Here is a 23,572-nt window from a genome sequence, read left to right as displayed (position 1 = left end):
GCGATCAACGGCCCGACGGTCGAGTCCGCACCCGATGTCACGGTGCGTTCGGTACCGCTGAGGTCTCGTGTGATGGCTGACTGGGTAATATCGCTAGGCGCGCGGGCGTGATGAAATTGGCAAACATGCCGGCTTTAGGTGCCGGTGCTCGAAAGAGCTTGAGGGTTCGAGTCCCTCCGCCCGCACCGATGTGGTTTCCCGGGCTGACGCCCGGTGGTGCCGGTCGCTTGTGGCCGGCGCCGTTCTATCTCCTTCTGTACGTCCGGACCAGGGGTGGGCCGACGAGCGCGAAGACGTGGGGCTCTAAGGTAAGGTAACCCTTATTCTTTAAAGTAAGGCAACCCTTATTCGGTGGGGGTCCTAGGTCTAGGTGTGCATTCGATGAAAACCATGACGTCACGTATGGGCGGGGGAACGCCGCTCAACGCGATGGACGACACCATTCGAGTTGGTCGCGCGCCCGGGCCATCGCGGTCGGGTGCCGACGCGACGATCCCGGTGTCCGCGGCGCCGGCCGGACACGTGAGGTGATCGTGCTGCAACGGACCGTTGCCCATCGTCGGGTACCTACGGAGTTGGTGCGGCCGTCGTCGGCCGCGTTGATCCGCGGGCCGGTAGCGAAGATTGCGCCGGGTCGCCGGATCGGGAAAGTCGCGGTGGGGCGCACCGTCTCGAGAGAGGATCGCTGATGGCACGCGGGTTGCAAGGCGCAGTGTTGCGCGGTTTCGGCGCTCGTGATCACACCGCAACGGTGATCGAAACGGTGTACATCGCACCGCATTTCCTGCGGATCCGGATGGTCTCGCCGACGCTTTTCGAGGATGCTCAGGCCGAACCCGCGGCCTGGCTGAGGTTTTGGTTCCCGGACCCGAAGGGGTCCAACACCGAGTATCAGCGCGCTTACACCCTCTCCGAAGCCGATGCGGCTTCCGGCCGCTTCGCGGTCGACGTGGTGTTGCACGAACCGGCCGGCCCCGCATCGCAGTGGGCCCGCACCGTGCAACCCGGCGCCACGATCGCAGTGATGTCGCTGATGGGTAGCTCGTCGCGCTTCGACGTACCCAAGGAGCAACCCGCCGGCTATTTGCTGATCGGAGACTCGGCGTCGATCCCGGGGATGAACGGGATCGTCGGAACGGTTCCCGACGACGTACCAATCGAGATGTATCTCGAACAACACGACGACAACGACACGCGCATCCCCATCACGGCACATCCCCGATTGCGGGTGCATTGGGTTCGCCGCCGAGACGAGACATCGTTGGCCGAAGCAATCGAGACCAGGGACTGGTCGGACTGGTATGCGTGGGCGACGCCGGAGGCCACCGCCCTCAAACACGTTCGCAAGCGGCTGCGCGACGCATTCGGATTCCCCAAGTCCGTGGTGCACGCCCAGGCGTATTGGACCGCCGGCCGCGAGATGGGCACCTGCCGTGAAGGCGTGCCAGACGCCGCCGCAGGCGGTGCTTCGACTTGCCTCGATGACCAACCCGAAGTCGCGCTGGCGCAGGCCGAAACCCCGGAGCCGGTAGCCCAATCGCCGGTGGCGGCCACGCCGCGCGGCAGTTGGCGTGCCCAGGCCGCGGGCCGGTTGCTCGCGCCGCTACGTTTCGCCCTGATTCTGTCCGGGGTGCTGCAGGTGGTGGCCACCCTGGTGCAGCTGGCCCCGTTCGTGCTGCTGGTTGAGTTGGCCCGAATATTGTTGTCGGGGGCCCAAGAATCCCGGCTCTGGCACGTTGGGCTGGCCGCCGTTTCGCTGCTGGGCCTTGGCACGTTGCTTGGTGCCGCCCTCACGCTGTGGCTGCACGTGGTTGACGCCCGCTTTGCTCGCGGGTTGCGTGCGCGGCTGCTGGGCAAGATGTCTGGGCTGCCGTTGGGTTGGTTCACCGGGCGCGGGTCAGGTTCCATCAAGCAACTGGTGCAGGACGACACGCTGTCGCTGCACTATCTGGTTACGCACGCGATTCCGGACGCGGTCAACGCGGTGGTTGCCCCGGTGGCGGTGCTCGTCTACCTGTTCATCGTCGACTGGCGGGTTGCCCTGGTTCTGCTCATCCCGGTGCTGATGTATCTGGTGATGACGTCATCGCTTGCGGTCCAGTCCGGCTCGCGCATGGTTGCCTCGCAGCGCTGGGCCGAGCGGATGAACGATGAGGCCGGGGCCTATCTGGAGGGTCAGCCGGTGATTCGCGTCTTTGGCGGCGCCGCGGCATCGAGTTTCAAACGCCAGCTCGACGAGTACATCAAATTCCTGGTCACCTGGCAGCGTCCGCTGGTGGGCAAGAAGACCATGATGGACCTTGCGACCCGGCCTTCGACGTTCCTGTGGCTGATCGCCGTCACCGGCACGCTGCTGGTGATCAATCACCGAATGGATCCGGTAGATCTGCTGCCGTTCTTATTGCTGGGCACCACGTTCGGTGTCCGACTACTCGGCATCGCCTACGGAATCGGCGGCATCAGCGCCGGTGTGCTGGCCGCTCGCCGGCTGCAAATCACCCTCGATGAACCGGTACTGGAACAGCACACCGGGCTGGCCGAGGCCGACTCGGCGGCGATGGTGGTGTTCGACAAGGTCAGCTTCGGGTACCGGCCGGGAGTGCCGGTGATCCGGGACGTGTCGCTGCAGCTGCGTCCGGGCACCGTCACCGCGCTCGTCGGGCCTTCGGGCTCAGGCAAGTCCACCCTCGCCGCCCTGCTGGCTCGGTTCCATGATGTCGAGCAAGGTTCGATACGAGTTGGGGGACAAGATATTCGGTCGCTCACCGCCGATGAGCTCTACGAGCGGGTCGGGCTGGTGCTGCAGGAGACTCAGCTGGTGCACGGGACTGTTGCCGAGAACATCGCGCTAGCCGTTCCCGATGCACCGGCCGAGCAGATCCAGGCCGCGGCCGGCCAGGCCCAGATCCATGACCGCGTGCTGCGGTTGCGCGATGGCTACGACACCGTGCTGGGAGCCGGCGCCGCGTTGTCGGGCGGCGAACGGCAGCGTCTCACCATCGCCCGCGCCATCCTGGCCGATACACCGGTGCTCATCCTCGACGAGGCCACCGCGTATGCGGATCCCGAATCGGAATACCTGGTGCAGCAAGCACTTAATCGGCTGACCAAGGATCGCACCGTGCTGGTCATCGCGCACCGACTGCATACCATCACCGGAGCCGACCAGATCGTGGTCCTCGATCGTGGCCAGATCGCCGAGCGCGGTACCCACGATGAACTGCTCGCCGCCTACGGGCGCTACCGACGGTTGTGGGAGACCGGTTGTGGCAATCAGGTGGAGCTGGCCGCGATCCAGGAGGGCGCACGATGATCCGCACCTGGATAGGGCTGGTGCCGGCGGACCGCCGCGGCAAGTTGATCCTGTGCGCCGCGGTTGGGGTGCTTTCGGTTGTGGTCCGCGCGATCGGCACGGTGCTGCTGGTTCCGCTCATTGGTGCCCTGTTCAGCAGCACCCCACAGCAGGCGTTGGTGTGGCTGGGCTGGCTGACCGCTGCGACGGTATCCGGGTGGGTGATCGATGCCATCGGCGCACGCGTCGGTTTCGAGCTGGGTTTCGCTGTGCTCGACCATTCCCAGCACGGTGTGGCAGACCGGCTGCCCGGTGTGCGACTGGACTGGTTCACCGCAGACAACACGGCGACCGCCCGTCAAGCGATCGCCGCCAGCGGGCCCGAACTGGTGGGACTGGTGGTCTACCTGCTGACGCCGCTGGTCTCGGCGGTCCTGCTGCCACTGGCCATCGGGCTGGCGCTGCTTCCCATTTCCTGGCAGCTGGGATTGGCCGCGCTTGCCGGTGTGCCCCTGCTGCTGGGTGCGCTGTGGGCGTCGGGGCGATTTGCTCGACGTGCCGACAAGGTCGCCGACGAAGCCAATATTGCGCTCACTGAGCGCATCATCGAGTTCGCCCGAACCCAACAGGCGCTACGTGCCGCGCGTCGTGTCGAGCCTGCCCGCAGCCTGGTCGGATCCGCGCTTGCGCGCCAGCACGGCTCGTTGATGCGGTTGTTCGCCATGCAGGTCCCCGGCCAGCTGCTGTTCAGCATCGCCAGCCAGCTGGCGCTCATCGTGCTGGCCGGAGCGACCGCGGCGCTGACCGTGGGCGGCACGCTGACGGTTCCCGAGGCGATCGCCCTGATTGTCGTGATTGCCCGTTACCTGGAGCCCTTCACCGCCGTGAGCGAGCTCGCTCCCGCGCTGCAGAGTGTGCGCGCCATGCTCGATCGCATCCGGTCGGTGTTGACGGCACCGGCCGTGGCGGCCGGGACCGCCACGCTGCATGACGGCCCTGCGGCGGCGCGGATCGAATTCGACCACGTCGCATTCAACTACGACGGCGCCACCGAGCCGGTGCTTGACGGGGTCAGTTTCTGCCTGCAGCCGGGTACCACGACTGCGATCGTGGGCCCCTCGGGATCGGGAAAGAGCACGATCCTGGCGCTGATTGCGGGTCTGCACCAGCCGACCGGAGGCCGCATCCTGATTGACGGAGCCGACGCCGCGACGCTGGATGCGCACACCCGTCGCACGCTGTCGAGCGTGGTGTTCCAGCATCCCTACCTGTTTCATGGCTCGATCCGCGAGAACGTGCTGGCGGGAAACCCGGGTGCGGACCAGGATCAATTGGGGCGGGCGATCCGCTTGGCGCGGGTTGACGAGCTGATCGACAGGCTGCCCGACGGCGCCGACACCGTTGTGGGCGAAGCCGGTTCCGCGCTGTCGGGCGGTGAACGCCAACGGGTCAGCATCGCGCGCGCCCTGCTCAAGGACGCCCCGATGCTGCTGGTCGACGAAGCAACCAGCGCGCTGGACACCGAGAACGAGGTCGCGGTGGTCGATGCACTCACGGCCGATCCGCAATCACGCACCCGGGTGATCGTCGCCCACCGACTGGCGAGCATCCGTCATGCCGACCGCGTGCTCTTCGTCGAGGACGGTCGAGTGGTCGAGGACGGATCGATCGATGAGCTGCTCGCCGCCCAGGGGCGCTTCCATGAGTTCTGGCGACAGCAGCACGATGCCGCCGAATGGCGGATCCGCACCGGCTAGATCAGGTCGGCCGAAACTAATGCCGTATGACTTACAGTTGCTAGGTGGCCGCCTTGGTTTCCATCCCTCGCCACCCCACCGACGTAACCCCGCAGTGGCTGGCGGCGGTCCTTGGCGAACGCGGCACACCGGTCGGGGTATCGGGAGTCGATGTGGTCCCGATCGGCACCGGGCAGACCGGAGCCACCTATCGGCTGACCGTCACCTATGACCCGGATCCGGCGGGTCTGCCGGACACCTTTGTGATCAAATTGCCGGCTCAGGATGACACCGTGCGGGACCGAGTCGTCGTCGGTTATCGCAGCGAATGTGCGTTCTATTCTTCGGTTGCCGATCGGGTCCGGGTTCCGACCCCCCGCTGCTTTTACTGCGAGATCACAGAAGATGCAATGGATTTCGCGCTGCTGCTGGAGGATCAGGCGCCCGCGGTGCAGGGCGACCAGCTCACGGGCTGCGGCGAACGGGAGGCGCGGCTGGCCGTCGTTGCGCTGGCCGGGCTGCACGGGCCGAGCTGGTGTGATCCGGTTTGGCTGGACCAGCCCGGGATCGCATTCCCTTTCCCGGATGAACCTTTCGCCAACGGTCTTGGTGAGGTGGCGCGGATGAGTGCGGAGATCACCCTGGACAAGCTCGGTGATCGGCTCAGCGCCGCCGACCGCGAAACCTTCACCGAGACCATGAATCTGGTGACGCCGTGGTTGCTCGCCGAGCGGGACCGGTTTGCGCTGCTGCACGGCGACTACCGGCTCGACAATCTATTGTTCGACCCTGACCTGCGCCGCGTCGCCGTGGTCGACTGGCAAACCCTTGGTATCGGCCTTCCGGCTCGAGACCTTGGGTACTTCACGGCAACCAGCCTGAATTCCCAGGTGCGTTCGGACATCGAGGAAAGCCTGGTCGATGACTACCACCGAAAGCTGTTGAGCTACGGCGTCACCGGATATGACTGGGAAACATGCTGGCGCGACTACCGAATGGGCATGCCGCACACGGTCCTCATCTCGGCCCTCGGATTTGCTTTCGCCACCGCCACCGAGCGTGGCGACGAGATGGTGTTGACCATGCTGGGGCGAGGTTGTCAGGCCATCCGGGATCTAGAGACGCTAGAGCTGATCGGCTGAGGTCATCGATTCGCGGCCTTGATCAGGTTGGACCCGATGATCAGTTGCTGAATCTCGCTGGTGCCCTCATACAGCCGCAGCAGACGGACATCGCGGTAGATGCGTTCGACCGGAACTCCGCGCATGTATCCACTGCCGCCGTGAATCTGCACCGCGAGATCGGCCACCTTACCGGCCATTTCGGTGCAGAATAGTTTCGCCGCCGACGGCGCGATCCGCCGATCCGCTCCGGAGACCCACATCCGTGCGGCGTCGCGCACCAATGCGCGGCCCGCCAGCACGCCGGTCTGCTGGTCGGCGAGCATCGCCTGGACCAGTTGAAAGCTGCCGATCGTCACACCGCCCTGGGTTGCGGTGGATGCGTACGCCACGGACTCGTCGAGCGCACGTTGTGCGGCGCCCACCGCGATCGCGGCTATGTGTACCCGGCCGCGGGCCAACGAGGTCATTGCGGCTCGATAGCCGATGTCCTCGCTGCCGCCGACCAGCGCGGCGTCGTCAACCCGGACGTCGGTGAAGCTGACGTCAGCGGTCCACGCGCCTTCCTGGCCCATCTTGGCGTCCTTGGCGCCCACCTCGACACCGGCGCTCTGCGCGGGCACCAGGAACACGGCGATGCCCGGGCTCTTGTCGCTGGCGGGCCGAGTGCGCGCGAACACCACGAACAGGTCGGCGACGGGCGCATTGGTGATGAAACGCTTTTGCCCCGTAATCAGCCAATCATCGCCGTCGCGAACGGCTTTGGTGCGCAGGCCGGCGGGGCTGGATCCGGCTCCCGGTTCGGTCAGGGCAAAAGAGGCGACGACGTCGCCGGACGCGATGGGCTCCAACCAGCGCGCCTTCTGCTCATCGGTGCCGAACCCGACTAGCACTTGCCCGGCGATGCCGTTGTTGGTGCCGAACATCGACCGCACTGCCAGTGAGGTGTAGCCCAATTCCATGGCCAGCTCGACGTCCTGCACCAGATTCAGCCCAAGACCGCCCCACTGCGGCGGTATCGCGTATCCGAACAGTCCCATCTGTTTGGCCTGGTCACGTAGGTCTTCGGGAACCCGGTCCTCGTCGAGGATCTGCTGCTCACGCGGCAGCACAACCGAGCGAACGAAGTGGCGGGTCTGGGCCAGGATCTGCGCAAAGTCCTCGTCGGATACCTGGGGGGCGGTCATGGGCGGATGCTCCTTCTGGGGTGGGCGCCTGGGCACCGCTGTCACGGCAAGATCATATATGAAATATGATATTTGACTGACCGAGCCCTCCGAGGGCCAGAAGACGTAGGGAAGTGTGATGTCGGTGTCGTTGCTGAACGGTCAGATCGCGGTAGTTACCGGTGGGGCCCAGGGCTTGGGCTTGGCGATCGCGGAGCGGTTCGTTTCCGAGGGTGCTCGGGTAGTCCTTGGTGATGTGAACCTCGAGGCGACTGAGGCCGCGGCCAAGCAGTTGGGCGGCGGGGAGGTCGCGGTGGCGGTGCGGTGTGACGTGACCAAGGCCGACGAGGTCGAGACGCTGCTGCAGACCGCGCTGGAACGGTTCGGTGGCTTGGACATCATGGTCAACAACGCCGGCATCACTCGTGACGCGACGATGCGCAAAATGACCGAGGAGCAGTTCGATCAGGTCATCGATGTGGACCTGAAGGGCACCTGGAACGGCATCCGGCTGGCCGCGGCCATCATGCGTGAAAACAAGCGCGGCGCAATCGTCAATATGTCGTCGGTGTCGGGCAAGGTGGGGATGGTCGGCCAGACCAACTACTCCGCCGCCAAAGCCGGGATCGTCGGGATGACCAAGGCGGCCGCCAAAGAACTCGCCCACGTCGGTGTCCGGGTCAATGCCATCGCTCCGGGCTTGATCCGCTCGGCGATGACAGAAGCCATGCCGCAACGTATCTGGGACCAGAAGTTGGCTGAAGTGCCGATGGGGCGAGCCGGCGAACCCAGCGAAGTCGCTAGTGTTGCCTTGTTTTTGGCCTGCGATCTGTCCTCGTATATGACCGGCACCGTGCTGGACGTGACGGGAGGACGGTTCATATGAGTGCCGCTATGCGCCAGGCTGTCATCTGCGAACCCGTCCGCACACCGATCGGTCGCTACGGCGGAATGTTCAAGTCACACAGCGCTGTTGATCTGGGCGTCGTCGCGCTGCGCGGACTGCTTGATCGCACCGGCCTGGCGCCCGCTGCGGTCGGGGATGTGATCCTCGGGCACTGCTACCCCAGCAGCGAGGCCCCGGCCATCGGACGGGTGGTGGCGCTGGATGCCGGCCTGCCGGTGACGGTTCCCGGTATGCAGGTCGATCGGCGCTGCGGATCCGGGCTACAAGCGGTGATTCAGGCCTGCCAGCAAGTCAGCAGCGGCGATAGCGACCTCGTCGTTGCCGGAGGCTGCGAAAGCATGAGCAATGTCACTTTCTATTCCACCGATATGCGCTGGGGCGGTGCCCGCGGCGGAATACGCGTGCACGACGCACTGGCTCGCGGCCGCGTCACCGCGGGGGGAAGAAACTACCCGGTGCCGGGCGGGATGCTGGAGACCGCCGAGAATCTACGGCGTCAGTACGGTATTTCGCGTTTGGAGCAAGACGAGCTGGCGGTGACATCGCATCAGCGTGCGGTCGCAGCCCAGAAGGATGGAATTTTCGCCGAGGAGACCATTGCCGTTCCGGTGCGAACGCGCCAAGGCGAGGAATTGATCGACACCGACGAACATCCACGCGCCGACACCTCGGTGGAGGCCCTGAGCGGGCTCAAACCCATTCTGCACCAAGATGATCCCGAAGCGACGGTGACGGCGGGCAATGCCAGCGGGCAAAACGACGCCGCATCGATGTGCGTGGTGACCACACCGGAGAAGGCCGACGAGTACGGGCTGAGACCTTTGGTGCGTTTGGTGTCCTGGGGCCTGGCCGGGGTGGCGCCCGACGTCATGGGCATCGGTCCGGTACCAGCCACCGAGGCCGCGCTCGCCAAGGCGGCTCTGCGCTTGGCCGACATCGATCTGATCGAACTCAACGAGGCGTTTGCCGCCCAAGCGCTCGCGGTGATGCGGGAATGGAACTTCGGCGCCGCCGACCGCGACCGAACCAACGTGCACGGGTCGGGTATTTCGCTGGGCCACCCGGTGGGCGCGACCGGTGCCAGAATGCTGGCCACCCTGGCTCGTGAACTCACTCGCCGTCAGGCGCGCTACGGGCTGGAGACGATGTGTATCGGTGGCGGCCAGGGCCTGGCGGCGATCTTCGAGCGGGTCGGGTAGCCATGCCTGGGCCGGACTTGCCGCTGAGCGGCATTAGCGTTGTAGAGGTATCCAGCTTCGTCGCGGCGCCGCTGTGCGGCATGACGCTGAGCCAGCTGGGTGCGCAGGTTATCCGCGTCGACCCGATCGGCGGTGCCTCCGATATCGGCCGCTGGCCCCTGGCGGCCAGCGGCACATCGATCTACTGGACCGGGCTGAACAAGGGCAAGCGTTCGGCCACCATCGATCTGCGCTCGGCAGCAGGACAGCGGCTGGTCCAGCGCCTCGTCCTGGAAGGCGACGGAGTCGTGGTGACCAATGCCAGCCTGCCCTGGCTCAGCCACGAAGTATTGGCCGCCACGCGTTCTGACGTCATCCATCTGCAGTTGCTGGGACGGCGAGACGGCGGTACCGGGGTGGACTACACCGTCAACGCGGCGACCGGATTCCCGCTCGTCACCGGTCCGGCCGACCATGCCGGCCCGATCAACCATGTGCTGCCCGCGTGGGACGTTAGTTGTGGGCTCTACGCCGCGCTCGCCGTGGTTGCCGCGCTGCGCCGCCGCGACCAGACCGGGGCGGGAGCTCAGATCAGTTTGGCGTTGGAGGACGTGGCGCTGGCCACGGCGGGAAACCTGGGCCTGCTGACCGAGCCGCAGGTCAACGGTACCCAGCGTGAGCGGCTGGGTAACTCCATCTACGGCCAGTACGGCCAGGACTTCGCCAGCCGCGACGGGACATCGTTCATGGTCATCACGCTGACCCGTCGGCACTTTCGCGATCTGGTCGACGTGACCGGCACCGGTCCGGCGGTAACGGCGCTGGCCGAGGCGCTGGGGGTGGACTTCGATGCCGAAGGCGATCGATACCGATACCGCAGCGTGCTCAATGGTCTGTTCGCCGCCTGGTTCGCCGATCACACGGCCGAGCAGATCGGCGCGGCATTGTCAGCCACGACTGTGCTCTTCGAGCGGTACCGAACTTTCGCGGAGGTGGCAGCCGATCCGAAAGTGACTGCCAACCCGTTGTTTTCTCAACTGAGCCAGCCCGGTGTGGGGGACTACCTTGCTCCGGGCCTGCCGACCGCTTTCGACGGGTGTCACCCCGCAGGTGCGCCCGCCCCGGCGCTCGGAGAACACACCGCCGACGTGTTGACCGAGTACCTGGGTTTGACGACGGCAGATATCGCCCGTTTGGCCAGCGCCAAGACGATCGGCGGTCCAGACGGCCAGCAAGATAAGGAGTACGCGTGACCAAACTCGCTCAGACACTGGGCCTAACCGAACTACAGGCCGAGATTGTCGCGACGGTACGGCAATTCGTCGACAAGGAAGTGATTCCCAACGCGTCCGAGCTGGAACGCAAGGATGCCTATCCGCACGAGATTGTCGAGCAGATGCGTTCCATCGGCCTTTTCGGCCTGATGATTCCGGAGCAGTACGGCGGGCTGGGCGAGTCGCTGCTGACCTACGCGTTGTGCGTGGAGGAGCTGGCCCGTGGCTGGATGAGCGTGTCAGGTGTGCTCAACACCCACTTCATCGTGGCCTACATGCTGCGCCAGCATGGCACCGAGGAGCAGCGGCAACGCTTTCTGCCGCGGATGGCCACCGGGGAGTCCCGCGGTGCGTTCTCGATGTCAGAGCCCGAACTGGGCTCCGATGTTGCCGCGATCCGCACCCGGGCCACGCGCGGCGCGGACGGCAACTACACCATTGACGGGCAGAAGATGTGGCTGACCAACGGTGGCAGTTCGACATTGGTAGCGGTGCTGGTGCGAACCGACGAAGGCGCTGCCCAGCCGCACCGCAACCTGACCGCATTTCTGGTCGAGAAGCCAACCGGGTTCGGGGAAGTGTTGCCGGGCCTGACAATTCCGGGAAAAATCGACAAGCTGGGCTACAAAGGCATCGATACCACCGAACTCATATTCGATGGCTATCGGGCAACCGCTGACGACATCCTCGGTGGCACCCCGGGACAGGGTTTCTTTCAGATGATGGACGGAATCGAGGTCGGCCGGGTGAACGTATCGGCGCGAGCCTGCGGGGTTGGCCTGCGCGCCTTCGAGCTGGCGGTTCGCTACGCGCAGCAACGCCACACCTTCGGCAAGCCGATCGCCGAGCACCAGGCCATTTCATTCCAGTTGGCCGAGATGGCGACCAAGGTCGAGGCGGCACACCTGATGATGGTCCACGCGGCACGGCTGAAGGACTCCGGTGAGCGCAATGACGTCGCGGCTGGAATGGCTAAATATCTTGCCAGCGAATATTGTTCGGAAGTCACCCAGCAGAGCTTCCGCATCCACGGCGGCTACGGATACTCAAAGGAGTACGAGATCGAGCGGCTGATGCGTGATGCACCATTCCTGCTCATCGGCGAGGGCACCAGCGAAATTCAGAAGTCCATCATCAGCAAGCGGCTACTGCACGAGTACCGAGAGTAGGGCTAGTAGGGCGATGACTGATCCGGAATTCGCGGCGCGGCCACAACTTTCTGACGACGTTGCGCGATACGTCCGCAAGAGGATATACGAAGGCAACTACGCCGCGGGCAAATACATACGGCTGGACCAGTTAGCGGCCGAGTTGGGGATTAGTGTCACACCGGTGCGTGAGGCGCTGTTCGCACTTCGCGCCGAAGGCCTGGTTGCCCAACAGCCGCATCGCGGCTTCGTGGTGTTGCCGCTGACCAAGCGCGACCTTGCCGATGTCGCATATGTGCAGGCTCACGTTGGCGGCGAGCTGGCGGCGCGGGCCGCGATCAACATCGGCGCCGCGCAGCTAGCTGAACTGCAGCAGATACAAGCGCAGCTCGAGGAAGCCTACGCCGCTGACGACGACGAGCGGACGGTCCGGTTGAACCACGAGTTCCACCGCGCCATCAATCTTGCTGCGGATTCTCCGCGGCTCTCCCAACTGATGTCACAGATCACCCGCTACCAACCCGAATCGGTGTTCCCCGGCATCGAGCACTGGCCCGCCCGGGCGGTCAAAGACCATCGGAGGGTGTTGGTGGCGCTGAAGAAACACGATGACAAGGCTGCCCGAACCGCGATGTCAGAACACCTCGCCTCCAGCGCAGTTCCGTTGATCGACCATCTCATCGCCCGGGGAGTGGTTGCGGAGTCGGCGCCGTCCGGGTCCGCGGCCGAGCGGGCCCGAGGGGGCTAGCGGTGCTGGCTCGGCCCCGTGGGCCGGACGGGAGGGTCACCCTTCGCGCGCCAGGCCTGCCGGTTGCTGCCCCGGTGTGGTGTTTGCTGGGTCCGGTCGAATATCCGCACCCAGTTTGGTGCGATCTGTTGTTGCCCGAGTGCGTCGGGGAATACGCTTCGTATAGGGCGGGCAACGCTACCGGGAGAGGAACACCATGGCCCTAGCGTCTTTGTCCGGCGCAACCGCCGGAATTGTTGCCTGTATGACAGCCTGCGTGTTCGCCGCACCGACCGTTGCCGATCCAGGTGATCAGATACCCGGGAATGGGGTATTTCTCGTCGGCACCGACATGCTGCCGGGCACCTACCGCACCGAGGGGCCGGCCAATCCGCTCATCTTGGTCTTCGGACGGGTATCGGAGCTTTCAACCTGCTCGTGGTCGACTCACAGCACACCCGCGGCGAGCACCGATGACATCATCGACACCAATACCTCCATGGGGCCGATGTCGGTGGTGATCCCGCCAACGGTCGCGGCCTTTCAAACGATGAACTGCAAACTCTGGATGCGGGTCGGATAGCCCCACCCGAGCTGCGGTCAATGTTGGAGAATCGTTTTGCGCCTGCGTAGATCGCCTCGTCCGTCCAGGCGTAAGTGGTCTGCATCGGCAACGGGCCCCGGGCCGTGCGCATCACGAATCGGTGGGCCGGGTCCAACTCGAGTGGCTTTGGCATCTGCCACCGCACAGCTTTGATGTTCGCATACCACTGGGTGGCGTTGTCCGGATTGCAGCAGTACTCGGCGACTACGGTGCGTCCCGTCGATCACGATGTCGACGGCAACATCGACCGACGTCATTTCCGGGATCCTAGATATCGGCCGGAGCTCGCAGGCGTCATGCGGTGTTGGCCAGCATGTCGCGCAGCCGCTGGAGATCAACCTTGCCGGTCGGGCCGCGTGGAATATCAGCGTCGTCGGCCAAGAGCAGCCACACCGTCGGAACCTTGAAGGCGCTCAGCACCTGGCCCGCCGACGTTCTGAGGTCCTCGGAGGTGAGTGCCGGGGTGCTGCACACCACCGCTGCAGCCACCCGTTGTCCCTGGGCGCCAGCCACGTTGGTGACGAAGGCGTTGGAGACGCCGTCAATTGTCCGCAAGGCGGTTTCGACCTCCACGGGGTAGACAGTGGCACCGCTGACCTTGAACATGTCGTCGGACCTGCCGTGGTAGAACAGGTAGCCGTTCGCGTCGAGGTGGCCGAGATCGCCGCTGCAGTAGTAGCCATCAGCGGTGAAGACCTCTTCGCGGCTGCGCCGGCAGAGGCCGCGTAGCGTGTGCGGCCCCCTGATCTGGATCTGGCCTATCGTTTCCGCGGGGACTCGGGTGCCGGTCTCAGGGTCCACGATGCGGATTTCCATTCCGGGAAAAGGCTTGCCGCAGCTGCCCCACGCGGTGGGCGGCATATCGGTGTCGGCGCGGTAGCCGCAATACGGTCCGAATGCTTCTGTCATGCCGAACAACCTCGCCCGTGCCCCGGGCTGGGCACGTCGTTCGGGTGGTAGCAGTGCCTGTAGGCTGCCGGGCTGCAGAGCCGAAAGGTCAACGTCGACACTGCTTGGGTGCCGCGCGAGCGCCTCGGCCTGATCAGGCCACCCACGAAACATCGTGACGCGCTCTGCCTCCAGCAGGCGCAAGGTGTTCTCGGGGAACGGCCGCGCCCCGGTCACCAGGGTGGCTCCCGCGAGCAGCGCCGAGAGGATTCCGCCACCAAACCCGCCCACCCAGAAGAACGGCATCGGCAGATACAGCCGGGTGGCCGAGGTGATGCGGCGCGCGGTCAGGGCCCGATCGCACCGCGCCCAAAGCGCTTCCATGGGAATGCAGGACCCCTTTGGGGGCTCCGGTGCTGCCCGAGGTGAACATGATCACCAGGGTGTCCGCCGCGGTGACTGTTTTGGCGATCGGCTCGACCATCCGGAGTGCCCGGGCACCGGCATTGGAAGAGCTGACTTGGTCGTCCGCCCAAACTCGTTGCAACGCTGGAAGTTCGGTTTTAGGTACCGACTCAACTGCGTCGAAGTATCGGTGGCCACGGAACTCCGGCACGCTGATCAGGAACTGCACCGCGGCCGAACGAAGTTGCGATGCCAACTCGCGGGGGCGCAACAAAGTGCTCAACGGAACCAGCACCGCACCGATGCGGGTCAGCGCTATCGCGATCTGTACCCAGCGCACACCGTTGGGCATGATCAGGCCAACGCGAGTGCCCTTGCCGACACCCGCTTGGATGAATGCCGCAGCCAAATCCGATGTGGACGAATCAAGTTCGCGGTAGCGCAGTCGACTTGCCTGATCGATCACCATGGGCTTGGCGCCGTGCCGGGCGGCCTGCGACCGCACCAGGTGGTCGATGGTGTCAGGCATCGAAGCACTTCTTCAGTTGGTGCGTATCGACCTTGCCGCTGGACAGCAGCGGGATCTCGCTGGGGGGCAAGGTGGCGAAGCGGGTCGGAATCTTGTAGGCCGACAACTCCGTCTCGAGTCGTTCGCGCAGCGCCAGCTCGTCAAGCGCTCCGACACCGTCTGCAACGACGAGCACGGCGGCCACCACCTGTCCGCGCTGGGGATCGGGGATGCCCACGACATGAGCCACCATGCCCAGCTTGGCGATCGCCCTTTCGACCTCGGCCGGCGAGACGTTTGCGCCCGCGGTTTTGATCAGCGAGCTCAGACGGCCGGTGAAGTACATGTATCCGTCTTGGTCGGCCCGTACCAAGTCGCCGGTATGGAACCAGCCGTCGGCATCGAAGCATTCCTCGCGGCTACGTTTGTAGTAGCCCTGCATGACGAAGGGCCCACGAATGCACAGTTCGCCAACCTGGCCGACGTTGACGACTTCCCCGGTGCCGGGCTCGATGATGATGGTGTCGAACCCGGGTGCGGGTTTACCGAACGACCCGCGCCGGGATTCGGGCTGGTCTGACTCGTCGGCGCTGATCAGCACGATGCTGCCGGCTTCGGTCATCCCCAGCATGTTGTGCCGCAGTTCGGGATCTACCGGTCTGGCTTCGGGTGCCATGATCGGATACAGATTGCCGCGGCGCATCGATGAAAGGTCCCGTCTACCAAAGCTAGGATGGTTGGCTAGCCGTGCAACTGTGGAAGCGAAACCGTTTGTCATGGTCGGCTTTTCCCGCTCGAGCAGGTCAAGGGTGGTAGCGGCGTGGGCGTTGGAACACACCAGTGTCGATCCGGCGAGCAGTGTGGCCAGCAGCCCAAAGGCGAACCCGCCGATCCAGCAGAATGGCGAGTTGCAGAACAACTTGTCGTCGGTGCTCAGTCCGCGAATGACGTTGAGACTCTGCTGATGTCTCAACAGCGCGCTGTGGGTGTGCACGACTCCCTTGGGGGCACTGGTGGTGCCCGACGTGTACACGATCGCCAGTACATCAGAGCCGTCGACGTCATCTTCCAGCGCGCGCAGCATTGTGGGGTCGATGGTCTGGCTGAGGCGGTAGACGCACTCGATACTGCGGGTACGTCGTGGTGCCCCGCGACGATAGCTGACCCAGGCCGTCCGCAACTGCGGGATTGCCCTCGAGAACAGCCGATCTTCTCCGTCGAAGCCGGTGTCGCCAAGTAGTTGCCTCAATCGGCCCGCGTAGTCGTGGGAGCGGAATGTATCGGCGCTCAATAGGATCTGGGTGTCGCTGTCGACCAGCTGCTCGTGCAGCTCCCGGGGCGTGACGAAGGTGGAAATCGGGATGACCACCGCGCCGATTCGAGCCGCGGCGAGCATCCCGATGACGAAGTCGGAGCCGTTCGGGTAGAGCAACCCGACATGTGCTGCCTTGCCGATGCCCAGGGCGCTCAGCCCGCGGGCCAGCTCCGCCGAACGCAGATCGGCCTAGGCGTAGCTGATCCGGTCGCTATCGCACACCAAGAACGAGTGATCTGGGCGACAACGGGCTTGGCGGCGCAGGATCTGCGCGACCGTCGGGCAGTCAGCCGCCATGATCCGTGCGGGAACCGGCGGCACCAAAGTAGTGCCGGATTGCGCCGAGGTCAGGCTTGCCCGACGCTGTTCTCGGAATTTCGGCGACGATCGAAATCTGGGTTGGGATCTCGTAGCCGGACAACCGCGTTCGCAGATACTCCACCAGCTCGGCACCGCCGATGTCGGCGGAACCGCGCAGTTCGACCATGGCAAACCGGAGTTTGACCGAGGCGCTGGTCGGATCGGCCCACTACCGCGGCAGCTGCCACCGCCGGATGGCTCTCCAACGCCGCTCGCACATCGTCGGGCAGCACCTTGAAACCTCCACGAATGATCGCCTGATCGGCTCGCCCGACAATCCAGACAAAGCCATCCGCGTCGATTCGGGCGACATCGGTGGTACGCACCCACGGGGCCGAAACACCCAACTGGGCTGGCTTGACCTCGAGTAGGCCCAGGCTAGCCCGCTCGACCGGGGCGCCGTCGGTATCGACGATCCGAAGTTGCGTACCCGGGTTGGCCCGGCCGACGCTACCGCGTTTGGTGTGCCAATATCGCGAGTGATCTGCGAGGGTCCAGCCGGCCACGCCGCTGCCGAACTCGGTTGCCGCATAAGAAGTTAGCACGGGAATGCCGTACTTCTCGGTGAACGCATCGGCATCGTCGGGGGCCAGGGGGGCGGTGCCGCAGGTGACGGTGCGGACGCTGGCGAGGTCGGCGCGGGTGAGGTCGGAGTGCAGCACCGTCCGCAACGCGGCAGGCACCAGCGATACGGTGCGGGGCCGATGTTTGCGTACCGCCGCGGCCCAGGCGTTCAGCTCGAATCGGTCCAGCAGCACAAAGGGGCGGGCTTGCGCGATGCACTGCAGCACTCGGTAGACACCGCCGATATGCACCAGCGCTGAGTTCACGATGGCAACTCCGCGTCGGGGTTCGGTGGGCGCCGGGTCGCGATCCGGGGCTGGGCCCATGACGCTGCGGGCGAGCATGTCGTAGCTCAGGTCGACCCGCTTGGGCGGACCGGTTGTGCCGCTGGTCAACATTCGCACCGCGACGTCCGCACCGGCGCCGCGGGTGGTGTGGTCGCCGGGTTCGCCGGGGTGGTCGAACAGATCCGATAGGGACACGGTGGCGCTGTCCGTCGTATTGGTCACCAGGAGCGCAAGGTCCTCGTCCGATCCGGCGATCAGCGGCAGCTCCAAAGCGGCGATGTCGGCTCTGGTGCGTTCGTCGCCGCGTGACGGGTTGATGGTGACCACGGTGGCACCGGAGAGTAGGACGCCGAGGAACGCGGCCATCTGTGCGGGACGATTACGCAACAGTATTCCGATTTCAGGGCTCGGTTGTTTGGCGGCGAGTGCGGCCACTCGCCGGGTCGCAGCGCCGAGTTGTCCCCAGGACAGCCAGGCGCGGTCGTACTCGACAGCGCGGGCGTCTGGTTGCAGGTCCAGGGTGACGGCGATGCGGTGACTCAGGGGGTGATTCGACATCAACGAGTCTTCGGTTCGCTGCCGTCAGGACGGGGCGGTAGGTCGGCCAGTTCGGCCCTGCCCAGTGGGTTGCCCAGTCGGGTGTGGATCAGCCCCTGCTCCACCGCGGCGCGGTAGGGCTTGTCCAGCGACTCCCAGATCGCTTTCACGGTGCCCTGCGTCGCGGAGGGCGGCTTGGCGGCGATCGTCGCCGCGATCTCGTGTGCCCGCTCCCATAACCGCTGTGGCGCGACCACTTCGGATACCAAACCGATCCTTAGTGCGGTTTCGGCGCCGACCCGTTCGTCGTTGCCCATCAGGGCGATTCGCAGCGTCTCGCCCAGGCCGATCCGCCGCATCAAGCCAATCGGCTCCAGCGCGCAGACCAGACCCGCCGAGACGTGCGAGTCGAAGAATGTTGCCCCTGTGGAGCAGATGACGACGTCGGACTCATTGATGAAGTAGAACGCGCCCGCGGTGCACATGCCTTGAACGGCGCACACCACGGGCTTCCACATCTTCTGCCATTTCGGGCTCAGGAACTCGCCGGGATCCTCATGGTTCCAGATATTTTTGGGTTGTCCGTACGGAGTCTTGATGTCGAGACCCGCACTGAACGCACGGCTGCCGGCCGCCCGCAATACCACCGCGTGCACCGATTCGTCGTGTTTGATCAGGTGCCAGGCCGCTGCCATCTCTTCGCACATGGTGCGGTTGAACGCGTTGAGTTGCTCGGGCCCATGCAGCGTGATGGTGGCGACGTGGTCGGTGGTGTTGACGTCGACCAGGATGGTTGTGAAGTCCGGTTTCTCGGACCGCTGCGGTGTCACTGGCATTGCCAATCCGGGTCTCGCTTCTCCGCGAAGGCTCTGGGGCCTTCGAGCGCATCCCGGGTCCGCAGTACCCGCTCGCGGAATGCCTCGGCGAGCATCTCGGCTTCGTGTAGCGGCAGGTCGATCCCTTTGAGAATGGCCAGGCGAGTACCCCGGACGGCCAGCGGGGCATTGCGGTTGACCATATCGGCGATCTCGTGTGCCCGCGCGAGCAGCCGGTCGTCCTCGACCACCTCGCTGATCAAGCCGAGGTCGAAGGCGCGCCTCGCATCCATCCGCTCGTGCTTGCCGACCAGCGCCATCCTCAGCGCGACCGATCGCGGTAGCACTCGGGCCAGCCTTACCAGCTCACGCCCGGCCACCAGGCTGATGCTGACGTGTGGGTCGAAGAACGTTGCTGCCTCCGACGCGATGACGATGTCCGATGTAGTGACCCAGTCCAGTCCGGCACCGCAGCAGATGCCGTTTACTGCGGTCAGTACGGGTTTGGCCATGCTGCGAAATGGCGGCGTACCTTCTTGGGGCGCCTCCCACTGTTCGTAGGTTGCCAGGTAGGGCCGCTCGTAGATCACCTTGCCGTCACCTGGAATGGCCTTCACGTCCGCCCCGGTGCAGAAGGCGCGACCCGTGCCGGTGACGATGGTCAGCCACACCCGGTCGTTACCTTCGGCTTCGGCGTAGGCGGCTCGCAACTCGGTGATCATGTGTGGACTCAGCGCGTTGAGGGCGTGAGGTCGGTTGAGCGTGATGGTGGCGGTGTGTCCGTCGAGCTCGCAGCCGATGGTGTCGAACGCGTCGCCAGGCATGGTCATCGTCCCTCGAATTTCGGCGTGTGATGTTGCCGGACTGCGGTCAAACCCTCTTTGAAATCGGATGTCCGACAAGTTAGTTCGAGGTTGAACAGTTCATGTGTCATCGACTCGGTCAGGGTTGCGTGCTGGCCGTGGTTCAGGGCCTGCTTGGCAAGCCCGATCGCAACAGTCGGCCCGCAAGACAGTCGGGTGAGCAGCTCGTCGACCGCGCTGTCGAGGGCCGTCGCATCGACGACTTGGTGGATCAAGCCCCAGTCGGCTGCCTCGGGCGCGGTCACCTGCTCGCCAAGCAGCAGCATCCGCCGGGCCCGGGCCAAGCCGACCAGGCGCGGCAGCAGCCAGGTAGATCCCGAGTCCGGGCTGAACCCGCGGACTACGAAAGGTTCCCAGAACGTGGCATCACTGCTGGCCACGGTGAAGTCGGCGGCGAGCGCCAGGTTGGCGCCCAGCCCGGCAGCCCACCCTTGGACACCGCACACGACCGGGAGGTGGATGGTGTGCAGGAGTTCGATGACGCGGTGCGCGGCGTGCGGAATTCGCCTTAGCAGGTCGCCGGTGCGAGGGCGTTGGGTGCCGGTGCTGGCCGCGACCCAATCGGCGCCGGCGCAGAAAATCGGCACCGGCACCCCGGATCAGAATCGCACGCAGCGAATCGTCAGTGGCGGCGGCGCCCAGCGTATCGAGCAACATCTCGATCATGTTCTGAGTCAACGAATTACGCCGTGAAGGTCGATCGAGCGTGATTCGCAGCAGGGTGCCATCGCGGCGCGATGTCACCGACCCCTCGGGCCCGGCCGAGTCGGCCTCGAGACTCACCGTCGAATCCGGCCTTTCTCCGCCATATCGTTACCCATACAGTAGGCAATACGATTGCTACGCTGTATAAGTTAGCAAGGAAACATTGCTGACGGAACATCCCGGTGAAAGAGGGACGCATGGCCCAAGGCGAACCTCGGGCGGCTGCCGGTGATGCCAGGTTCGGCGAGTCGCCGCTGGCCCAGACCGTCGCCGCCGCGGGTGTCATCCGTCGCCTCACCTCGCTGTTGCTGGCGATGGAACACCCACATCCCACGGTTGATGCCATGCTCGCGCAGTGCTGCGAGTGGGAACGTGAGCTGGCCGCGGCCGCCCCGGACAATGCCGCGCGCATCGGTCCGGATGCGGACGGCAACCGCGTCTACCTCAATCACGCGACTGACATCGGCGCCTACAACCCGTGTTTTCCCGAATACAAGTTCGATCAACTCGATCCCGAGCGCGCGGCCGGCGGGGTCAATTTCCCGTTGGTCTACGAGGGCCCGCCGGGTCTGGTGCACGGCGGATTTCTTGGTGTCTTCTTCGACTGCGTCATCCAGCATCACAACTGCGTCAGTGGGCTTTCCGGCAAGACCCGCTCCCTGGCACTGACCTTCCGCAGACCTACACCAATACTGACCCACCTGCGGTTCGACATCACGAGATCGGTGACGGACCAAGGCATCTCCTCGAAGGCGCGGGTGATGGTCGATGAACAACTGCTCTGCACCGGCGAAGTCCAGACATTGGCATCGCGACCGGAAGAGTTGGCGGCGTATCAATTCGGGCGACGGCGAAAGGTATCTGGCTCATGACCGCCGCAGACGGCCCGGATGACCGTGTGCAGTTCGAGGCGGAACCGGTTACGAGAATCGCGACCATCACGCTGAACAACCCCACGAGGCGCAATGCATATGACGCGGCGATGCGTGATGCCATTGCCGGCTACCTGGACCGCGTTGCCGCGGATGACGATCTCACCGTCGTCATCTTGCGTGGCACCGGCGGGGTCTTTAGCGCCGGCGCTGACATGAATAACGCCTACGGGTGGTACGGCGAGGCTGACGCCCCGGCCGCGGATCCGCCAACCCAGCGGCGTCCTAGCCAACGTCGCCGACTTACCGTGGACCGCAGGTCATTCAGCTTCTACCACAACCTCATGGGCTTTCCGAAGGTCACGGTGGGTGAGATCGCGGGCCATGCGCTGGGGGGAGGTTTCGAGATGGCCCTGATGACCGACATCTCAGTGATCGCGCGCAACGCCCGAATCGGTATGCCGGCAACGCGATTCCTGGGGCCTGCGCTGGGCAGTCTGCACATGTTCTTTCACCGGCTGGGGCCGGTGTTGGCCCGCCGGCTACTGCTCACCGGTGACATTATTGAAGCGGGTGACGTCGAACATCTTGGAATCTTCACCGACACCTGCGATTCCGGCTCCATGGCGGCCCGAGCCCGGTACTGGGCAGAGAAGGCGGCAAAGATGCCCGCCGACGGCATCGTCATCGCCAAAGAGGCCTTTCGGCTGGTTGAGCAGACGCAGGCATACGCGGGTGAGGAAGTCGCCAGCTATCTCTTCCACGCCTTCGGCACCAACTTGCAGTTCGCGCTGGGGGAGTTCAATTTCGTCAAAACGCGGGCCGAGCACGGAACGAAGGAGGCATTCCGGCTGCGTGACGAGCACTTTCACGTGCCCGAGCCCGAGTCCTGATATCCGAAAGGTCTAACGCGTCGTGGCCTTTGCCCGGGTTCGCGGCGCTGGTGGCTTGGCCGCCTTGCGCGGCCGCGACGGGGCCGACTTGGCGGCTTTGGCCCGTTCGTCGATCAACCTGCCGGCGTGGTCGAGAATGCAATCAAGGCCGTATTCGAAGTTGGCCTCATCGGGGGTCGCAATCCGGTGTCCCTTTCCGCTGACTTGCGCAAGCAGCGGTGTGGTCAGCGGGTCGATGTTCATGGCGTCTTCGATTGCCCGTGGGCCGCTGTCGGCCGACTGGGTCTTCTCGTAAAGCCGGTGCAGCACCACTGATCCGCGCACGTGTATCGAGACCGCGGCATAGGTGTCGAAGGCGTCCTCGGGGGATAGCCCCGCCTCCACCAGATTCGCGATTGCCCGCTCCATCTCTTGCGCGCCCAGTCGGGCGGCCTTGGGACTCAGGGCTGACCTGATCAGAATCAGATCGCACAGTATTGGGTTGCCCATGAAGGTCTTACGCATCAGACGGGCGTGGTTGCGTAACGTCTCGCGCCAGTCGTTGGCCTCCACGTAGGGAGTGGCGAACACGTACTTGCTCAAGGCGCGGTCGGTCATCGCATTGAGCAGGTCGTCCTTCTTGCGGAAGTACCAGTAGATGCTGGTAACGCCGACCCCAAGATGTTTGCCCAGCATTGGCATGCTCAGGTTGTCGATCGATACCTGCTCGGCAAGCTCGAACGCGCCGCTGATGATGTCATCGGGATTGATCGAACCGCGTTCGCGTCGTTGACGTTTGTCGGCGGCTGCCCGCTTTGCCACTACCGGCACCTCCATCAATCTCCTGCGTGTGCGATCCCAAGCCGTGCCACCGGACGAACCTACCGGCAGTTGCACTCCGACCTGTGTATACGATGACGTGTCGTCGCCAAGCCTGACCGTCAACCTTACCGGGGGCGGGCCGATCGCTGAGGGCGACAGCTATGCGGTAATGCCAGGTGGGAGCGTCTCCGCACTGCTTCGGGCGGCCTTACCTTTATTACTGTAATGCCTATCGTAGGCACTTTGGTATCCAGCGGCGCGCGGGTGAACACGATAGAGTGCGGGCGCGGTGGCGCAGTGCGCTGTGCCGGAGGTAACCAAACGACCGCTGCGGCGAAGGCGGTGCCGATCTAGTCGGGGGATTGTGGGTTTGGCTATCGACAACCCAGTCTGACCCGAGTGCTGGGTTGCCCGCTCAGCTACCGACCCCGCGGCACCGGGACGGTGGGCTCGAGTACGGCCCGATCCGGTCGCTGGTAGGGCGCGCCAGCGGTCTCATTGCACGCAACGAGCGCGTGGTCGCCGGTGAATGTACTATCGCCCAGCAGGGCCGCGCCGCCTCCAACGAGACGCCTTCCCGCAGTGTTGCGCGGCGATGATAGGGCC

Annotated in this window: 16 protein-coding genes, 1 tRNA gene and 4 pseudogenes; 13 read left to right on the top strand and 8 right to left on the bottom strand. The window is 64.8% G+C overall.

The features are described 5' to 3' along the window. Positions 1–101 precede the first annotated feature (101 nt). The 5 genes from CCUG20998_RS19975 (at position 102) to CCUG20998_RS19960 (ending at position 6,170) form a co-directional block, all read left to right on the top strand. Positions 102–185, top strand: a tRNA-Leu gene (locus CCUG20998_RS19975). A gap of 205 nt (positions 186–390) precedes the next feature. Continuing rightward, positions 391–531, top strand: a complete 141-nt coding sequence (locus tag CCUG20998_RS28005; RefSeq protein WP_162604321.1) for a hypothetical protein — start codon at positions 391–393, stop codon at positions 529–531. A gap of 157 nt (positions 532–688) precedes the next feature. After that, the gene (locus tag CCUG20998_RS19970; protein WP_036456214.1) at positions 689–3,313 is read left to right on the top strand and encodes an ABC transporter ATP-binding protein/permease; all 2,625 of its coding nucleotides are present in this window, start codon (positions 689–691) and stop codon (positions 3,311–3,313) included. Further along, on the top strand, positions 3,310–5,049 hold the full coding sequence (locus tag CCUG20998_RS19965; RefSeq protein ID WP_020730086.1) for an ABC transporter ATP-binding protein: 1,740 nt from the start codon (positions 3,310–3,312) through the stop codon (positions 5,047–5,049). Before CCUG20998_RS19970 ends, CCUG20998_RS19965 begins: the two co-directional genes overlap by 4 nt. A gap of 53 nt (positions 5,050–5,102) precedes the next feature. After that, the gene (locus tag CCUG20998_RS19960) at positions 5,103–6,170 is read left to right on the top strand and encodes a phosphotransferase family protein (protein WP_020730087.1); all 1,068 of its coding nucleotides are present in this window, start codon (positions 5,103–5,105) and stop codon (positions 6,168–6,170) included. A gap of 2 nt (positions 6,171–6,172) precedes the next feature. On the opposite strand, the gene CCUG20998_RS19955 is transcribed toward CCUG20998_RS19960, so the two are convergent. Then, positions 6,173–7,336: an acyl-CoA dehydrogenase family protein gene (locus CCUG20998_RS19955; RefSeq protein ID WP_012395625.1), complete on the bottom strand. Its 1,164-nt coding sequence runs from the start codon at positions 7,334–7,336 to the stop codon at positions 6,173–6,175. 118 nt (positions 7,337–7,454) lie between these two features. Between CCUG20998_RS19955 and fabG the strand changes: the two genes are divergently transcribed. The 6 genes from fabG to CCUG20998_RS19925 all read left to right on the top strand — a co-directional run bounded on the left by fabG (position 7,455) and on the right by CCUG20998_RS19925 (position 13,132). After that, positions 7,455–8,201, top strand: coding sequence for a 3-oxoacyl-ACP reductase FabG (fabG, locus tag CCUG20998_RS19950; RefSeq protein ID WP_103653956.1), 747 nt, complete (start codon positions 7,455–7,457; stop codon positions 8,199–8,201). Beyond that, positions 8,198–9,421, top strand: coding sequence for an acetyl-CoA C-acetyltransferase (locus CCUG20998_RS19945; protein WP_020730088.1), 1,224 nt, complete (start codon positions 8,198–8,200; stop codon positions 9,419–9,421). The genes fabG and CCUG20998_RS19945 overlap by 4 nt, the downstream gene beginning before the upstream one ends. 2 nt (positions 9,422–9,423) lie before the next feature. Beyond that, positions 9,424–10,653 (top strand): CoA transferase, encoded by a 1,230-nt coding sequence (locus CCUG20998_RS19940; RefSeq protein ID WP_036456215.1) that lies wholly within the window; start codon positions 9,424–9,426, stop codon positions 10,651–10,653. Then, entirely contained in the window at positions 10,650–11,843 is a 1,194-nt protein-coding gene (locus CCUG20998_RS19935) for an acyl-CoA dehydrogenase family protein (RefSeq protein WP_012395621.1), read from the top strand. The genes CCUG20998_RS19940 and CCUG20998_RS19935 overlap by 4 nt, the downstream gene beginning before the upstream one ends. A gap of 13 nt (positions 11,844–11,856) precedes the next feature. Next, positions 11,857–12,570, top strand: a complete 714-nt coding sequence (locus tag CCUG20998_RS19930) for a GntR family transcriptional regulator (protein WP_012395620.1) — start codon at positions 11,857–11,859, stop codon at positions 12,568–12,570. A 196-nt stretch (positions 12,571–12,766) separates the two neighbouring features. Next, positions 12,767–13,132 (top strand): Rv1352/Rv1906c domain-containing protein, encoded by a 366-nt coding sequence (locus CCUG20998_RS19925; RefSeq protein ID WP_012395619.1) that lies wholly within the window; start codon positions 12,767–12,769, stop codon positions 13,130–13,132. A gap of 315 nt (positions 13,133–13,447) precedes the next feature. Here the strand turns inward: CCUG20998_RS19925 and CCUG20998_RS19920 are convergent. The 6 genes and pseudogenes from CCUG20998_RS19920 to CCUG20998_RS19895 form a co-directional block, all read right to left on the bottom strand. Then, a pseudogene (locus CCUG20998_RS19920) lies at positions 13,448–14,975 on the bottom strand (class I adenylate-forming enzyme family protein). Next, positions 14,968–16,566 (bottom strand): annotated as a pseudogene (locus CCUG20998_RS19915) (class I adenylate-forming enzyme family protein). The pseudogenes CCUG20998_RS19920 and CCUG20998_RS19915 overlap by 8 nt, the downstream one beginning before the upstream one ends. Continuing rightward, positions 16,556–18,038: pseudogene (locus tag CCUG20998_RS19910) on the bottom strand (class I adenylate-forming enzyme family protein). Before CCUG20998_RS19910 ends, CCUG20998_RS19915 begins: the two co-directional pseudogenes overlap by 11 nt. After that, entirely contained in the window at positions 18,038–18,853 is an 816-nt protein-coding gene (locus CCUG20998_RS19905; RefSeq protein ID WP_051173384.1) for an enoyl-CoA hydratase/isomerase family protein, read from the bottom strand. Before CCUG20998_RS19905 ends, CCUG20998_RS19910 begins: the two are co-directional and overlap by 1 nt. Next, positions 18,844–19,656 carry an enoyl-CoA hydratase/isomerase family protein gene (locus CCUG20998_RS19900; RefSeq protein WP_036456538.1) on the bottom strand — a complete coding sequence of 271 codons (813 nt, stop codon included), beginning with the start codon at positions 19,654–19,656 and terminating at the stop codon, positions 18,844–18,846. Before CCUG20998_RS19900 ends, CCUG20998_RS19905 begins: the two co-directional genes overlap by 10 nt. Positions 19,657–19,658: 2 nt before the next feature. Further along, positions 19,659–20,478, bottom strand: a pseudogene (locus tag CCUG20998_RS19895) (enoyl-CoA hydratase/isomerase family protein). Between the two features lie 119 nt (positions 20,479–20,597). Here CCUG20998_RS19895 and CCUG20998_RS19890 point away from each other — a divergent pair. Further along, positions 20,598–21,272 (top strand): hypothetical protein, encoded by a 675-nt coding sequence (locus CCUG20998_RS19890; protein WP_020730099.1) that lies wholly within the window; start codon positions 20,598–20,600, stop codon positions 21,270–21,272. Further along, positions 21,269–22,165, top strand: a complete 897-nt coding sequence (locus CCUG20998_RS19885; RefSeq protein ID WP_020730100.1) for an enoyl-CoA hydratase/isomerase family protein — start codon at positions 21,269–21,271, stop codon at positions 22,163–22,165. The genes CCUG20998_RS19890 and CCUG20998_RS19885 overlap by 4 nt, the downstream gene beginning before the upstream one ends. Before the next feature lie 12 nt (positions 22,166–22,177). On the opposite strand, the gene CCUG20998_RS19880 is transcribed toward CCUG20998_RS19885, so the two are convergent. Beyond that, positions 22,178–22,981 carry a TetR/AcrR family transcriptional regulator gene (locus CCUG20998_RS19880; protein WP_020730101.1) on the bottom strand — a complete coding sequence of 268 codons (804 nt, stop codon included), beginning with the start codon at positions 22,979–22,981 and terminating at the stop codon, positions 22,178–22,180. Positions 22,982–23,572: the final 591 nt, after the last annotated feature.

This window comes from Mycobacterium marinum (genome assembly GCF_003391395.1).
Classification (GTDB): domain Bacteria; phylum Actinomycetota; class Actinomycetes; order Mycobacteriales; family Mycobacteriaceae; genus Mycobacterium; species Mycobacterium marinum.
This window is presented reverse-complemented; position numbering and strand designations above follow the sequence as displayed.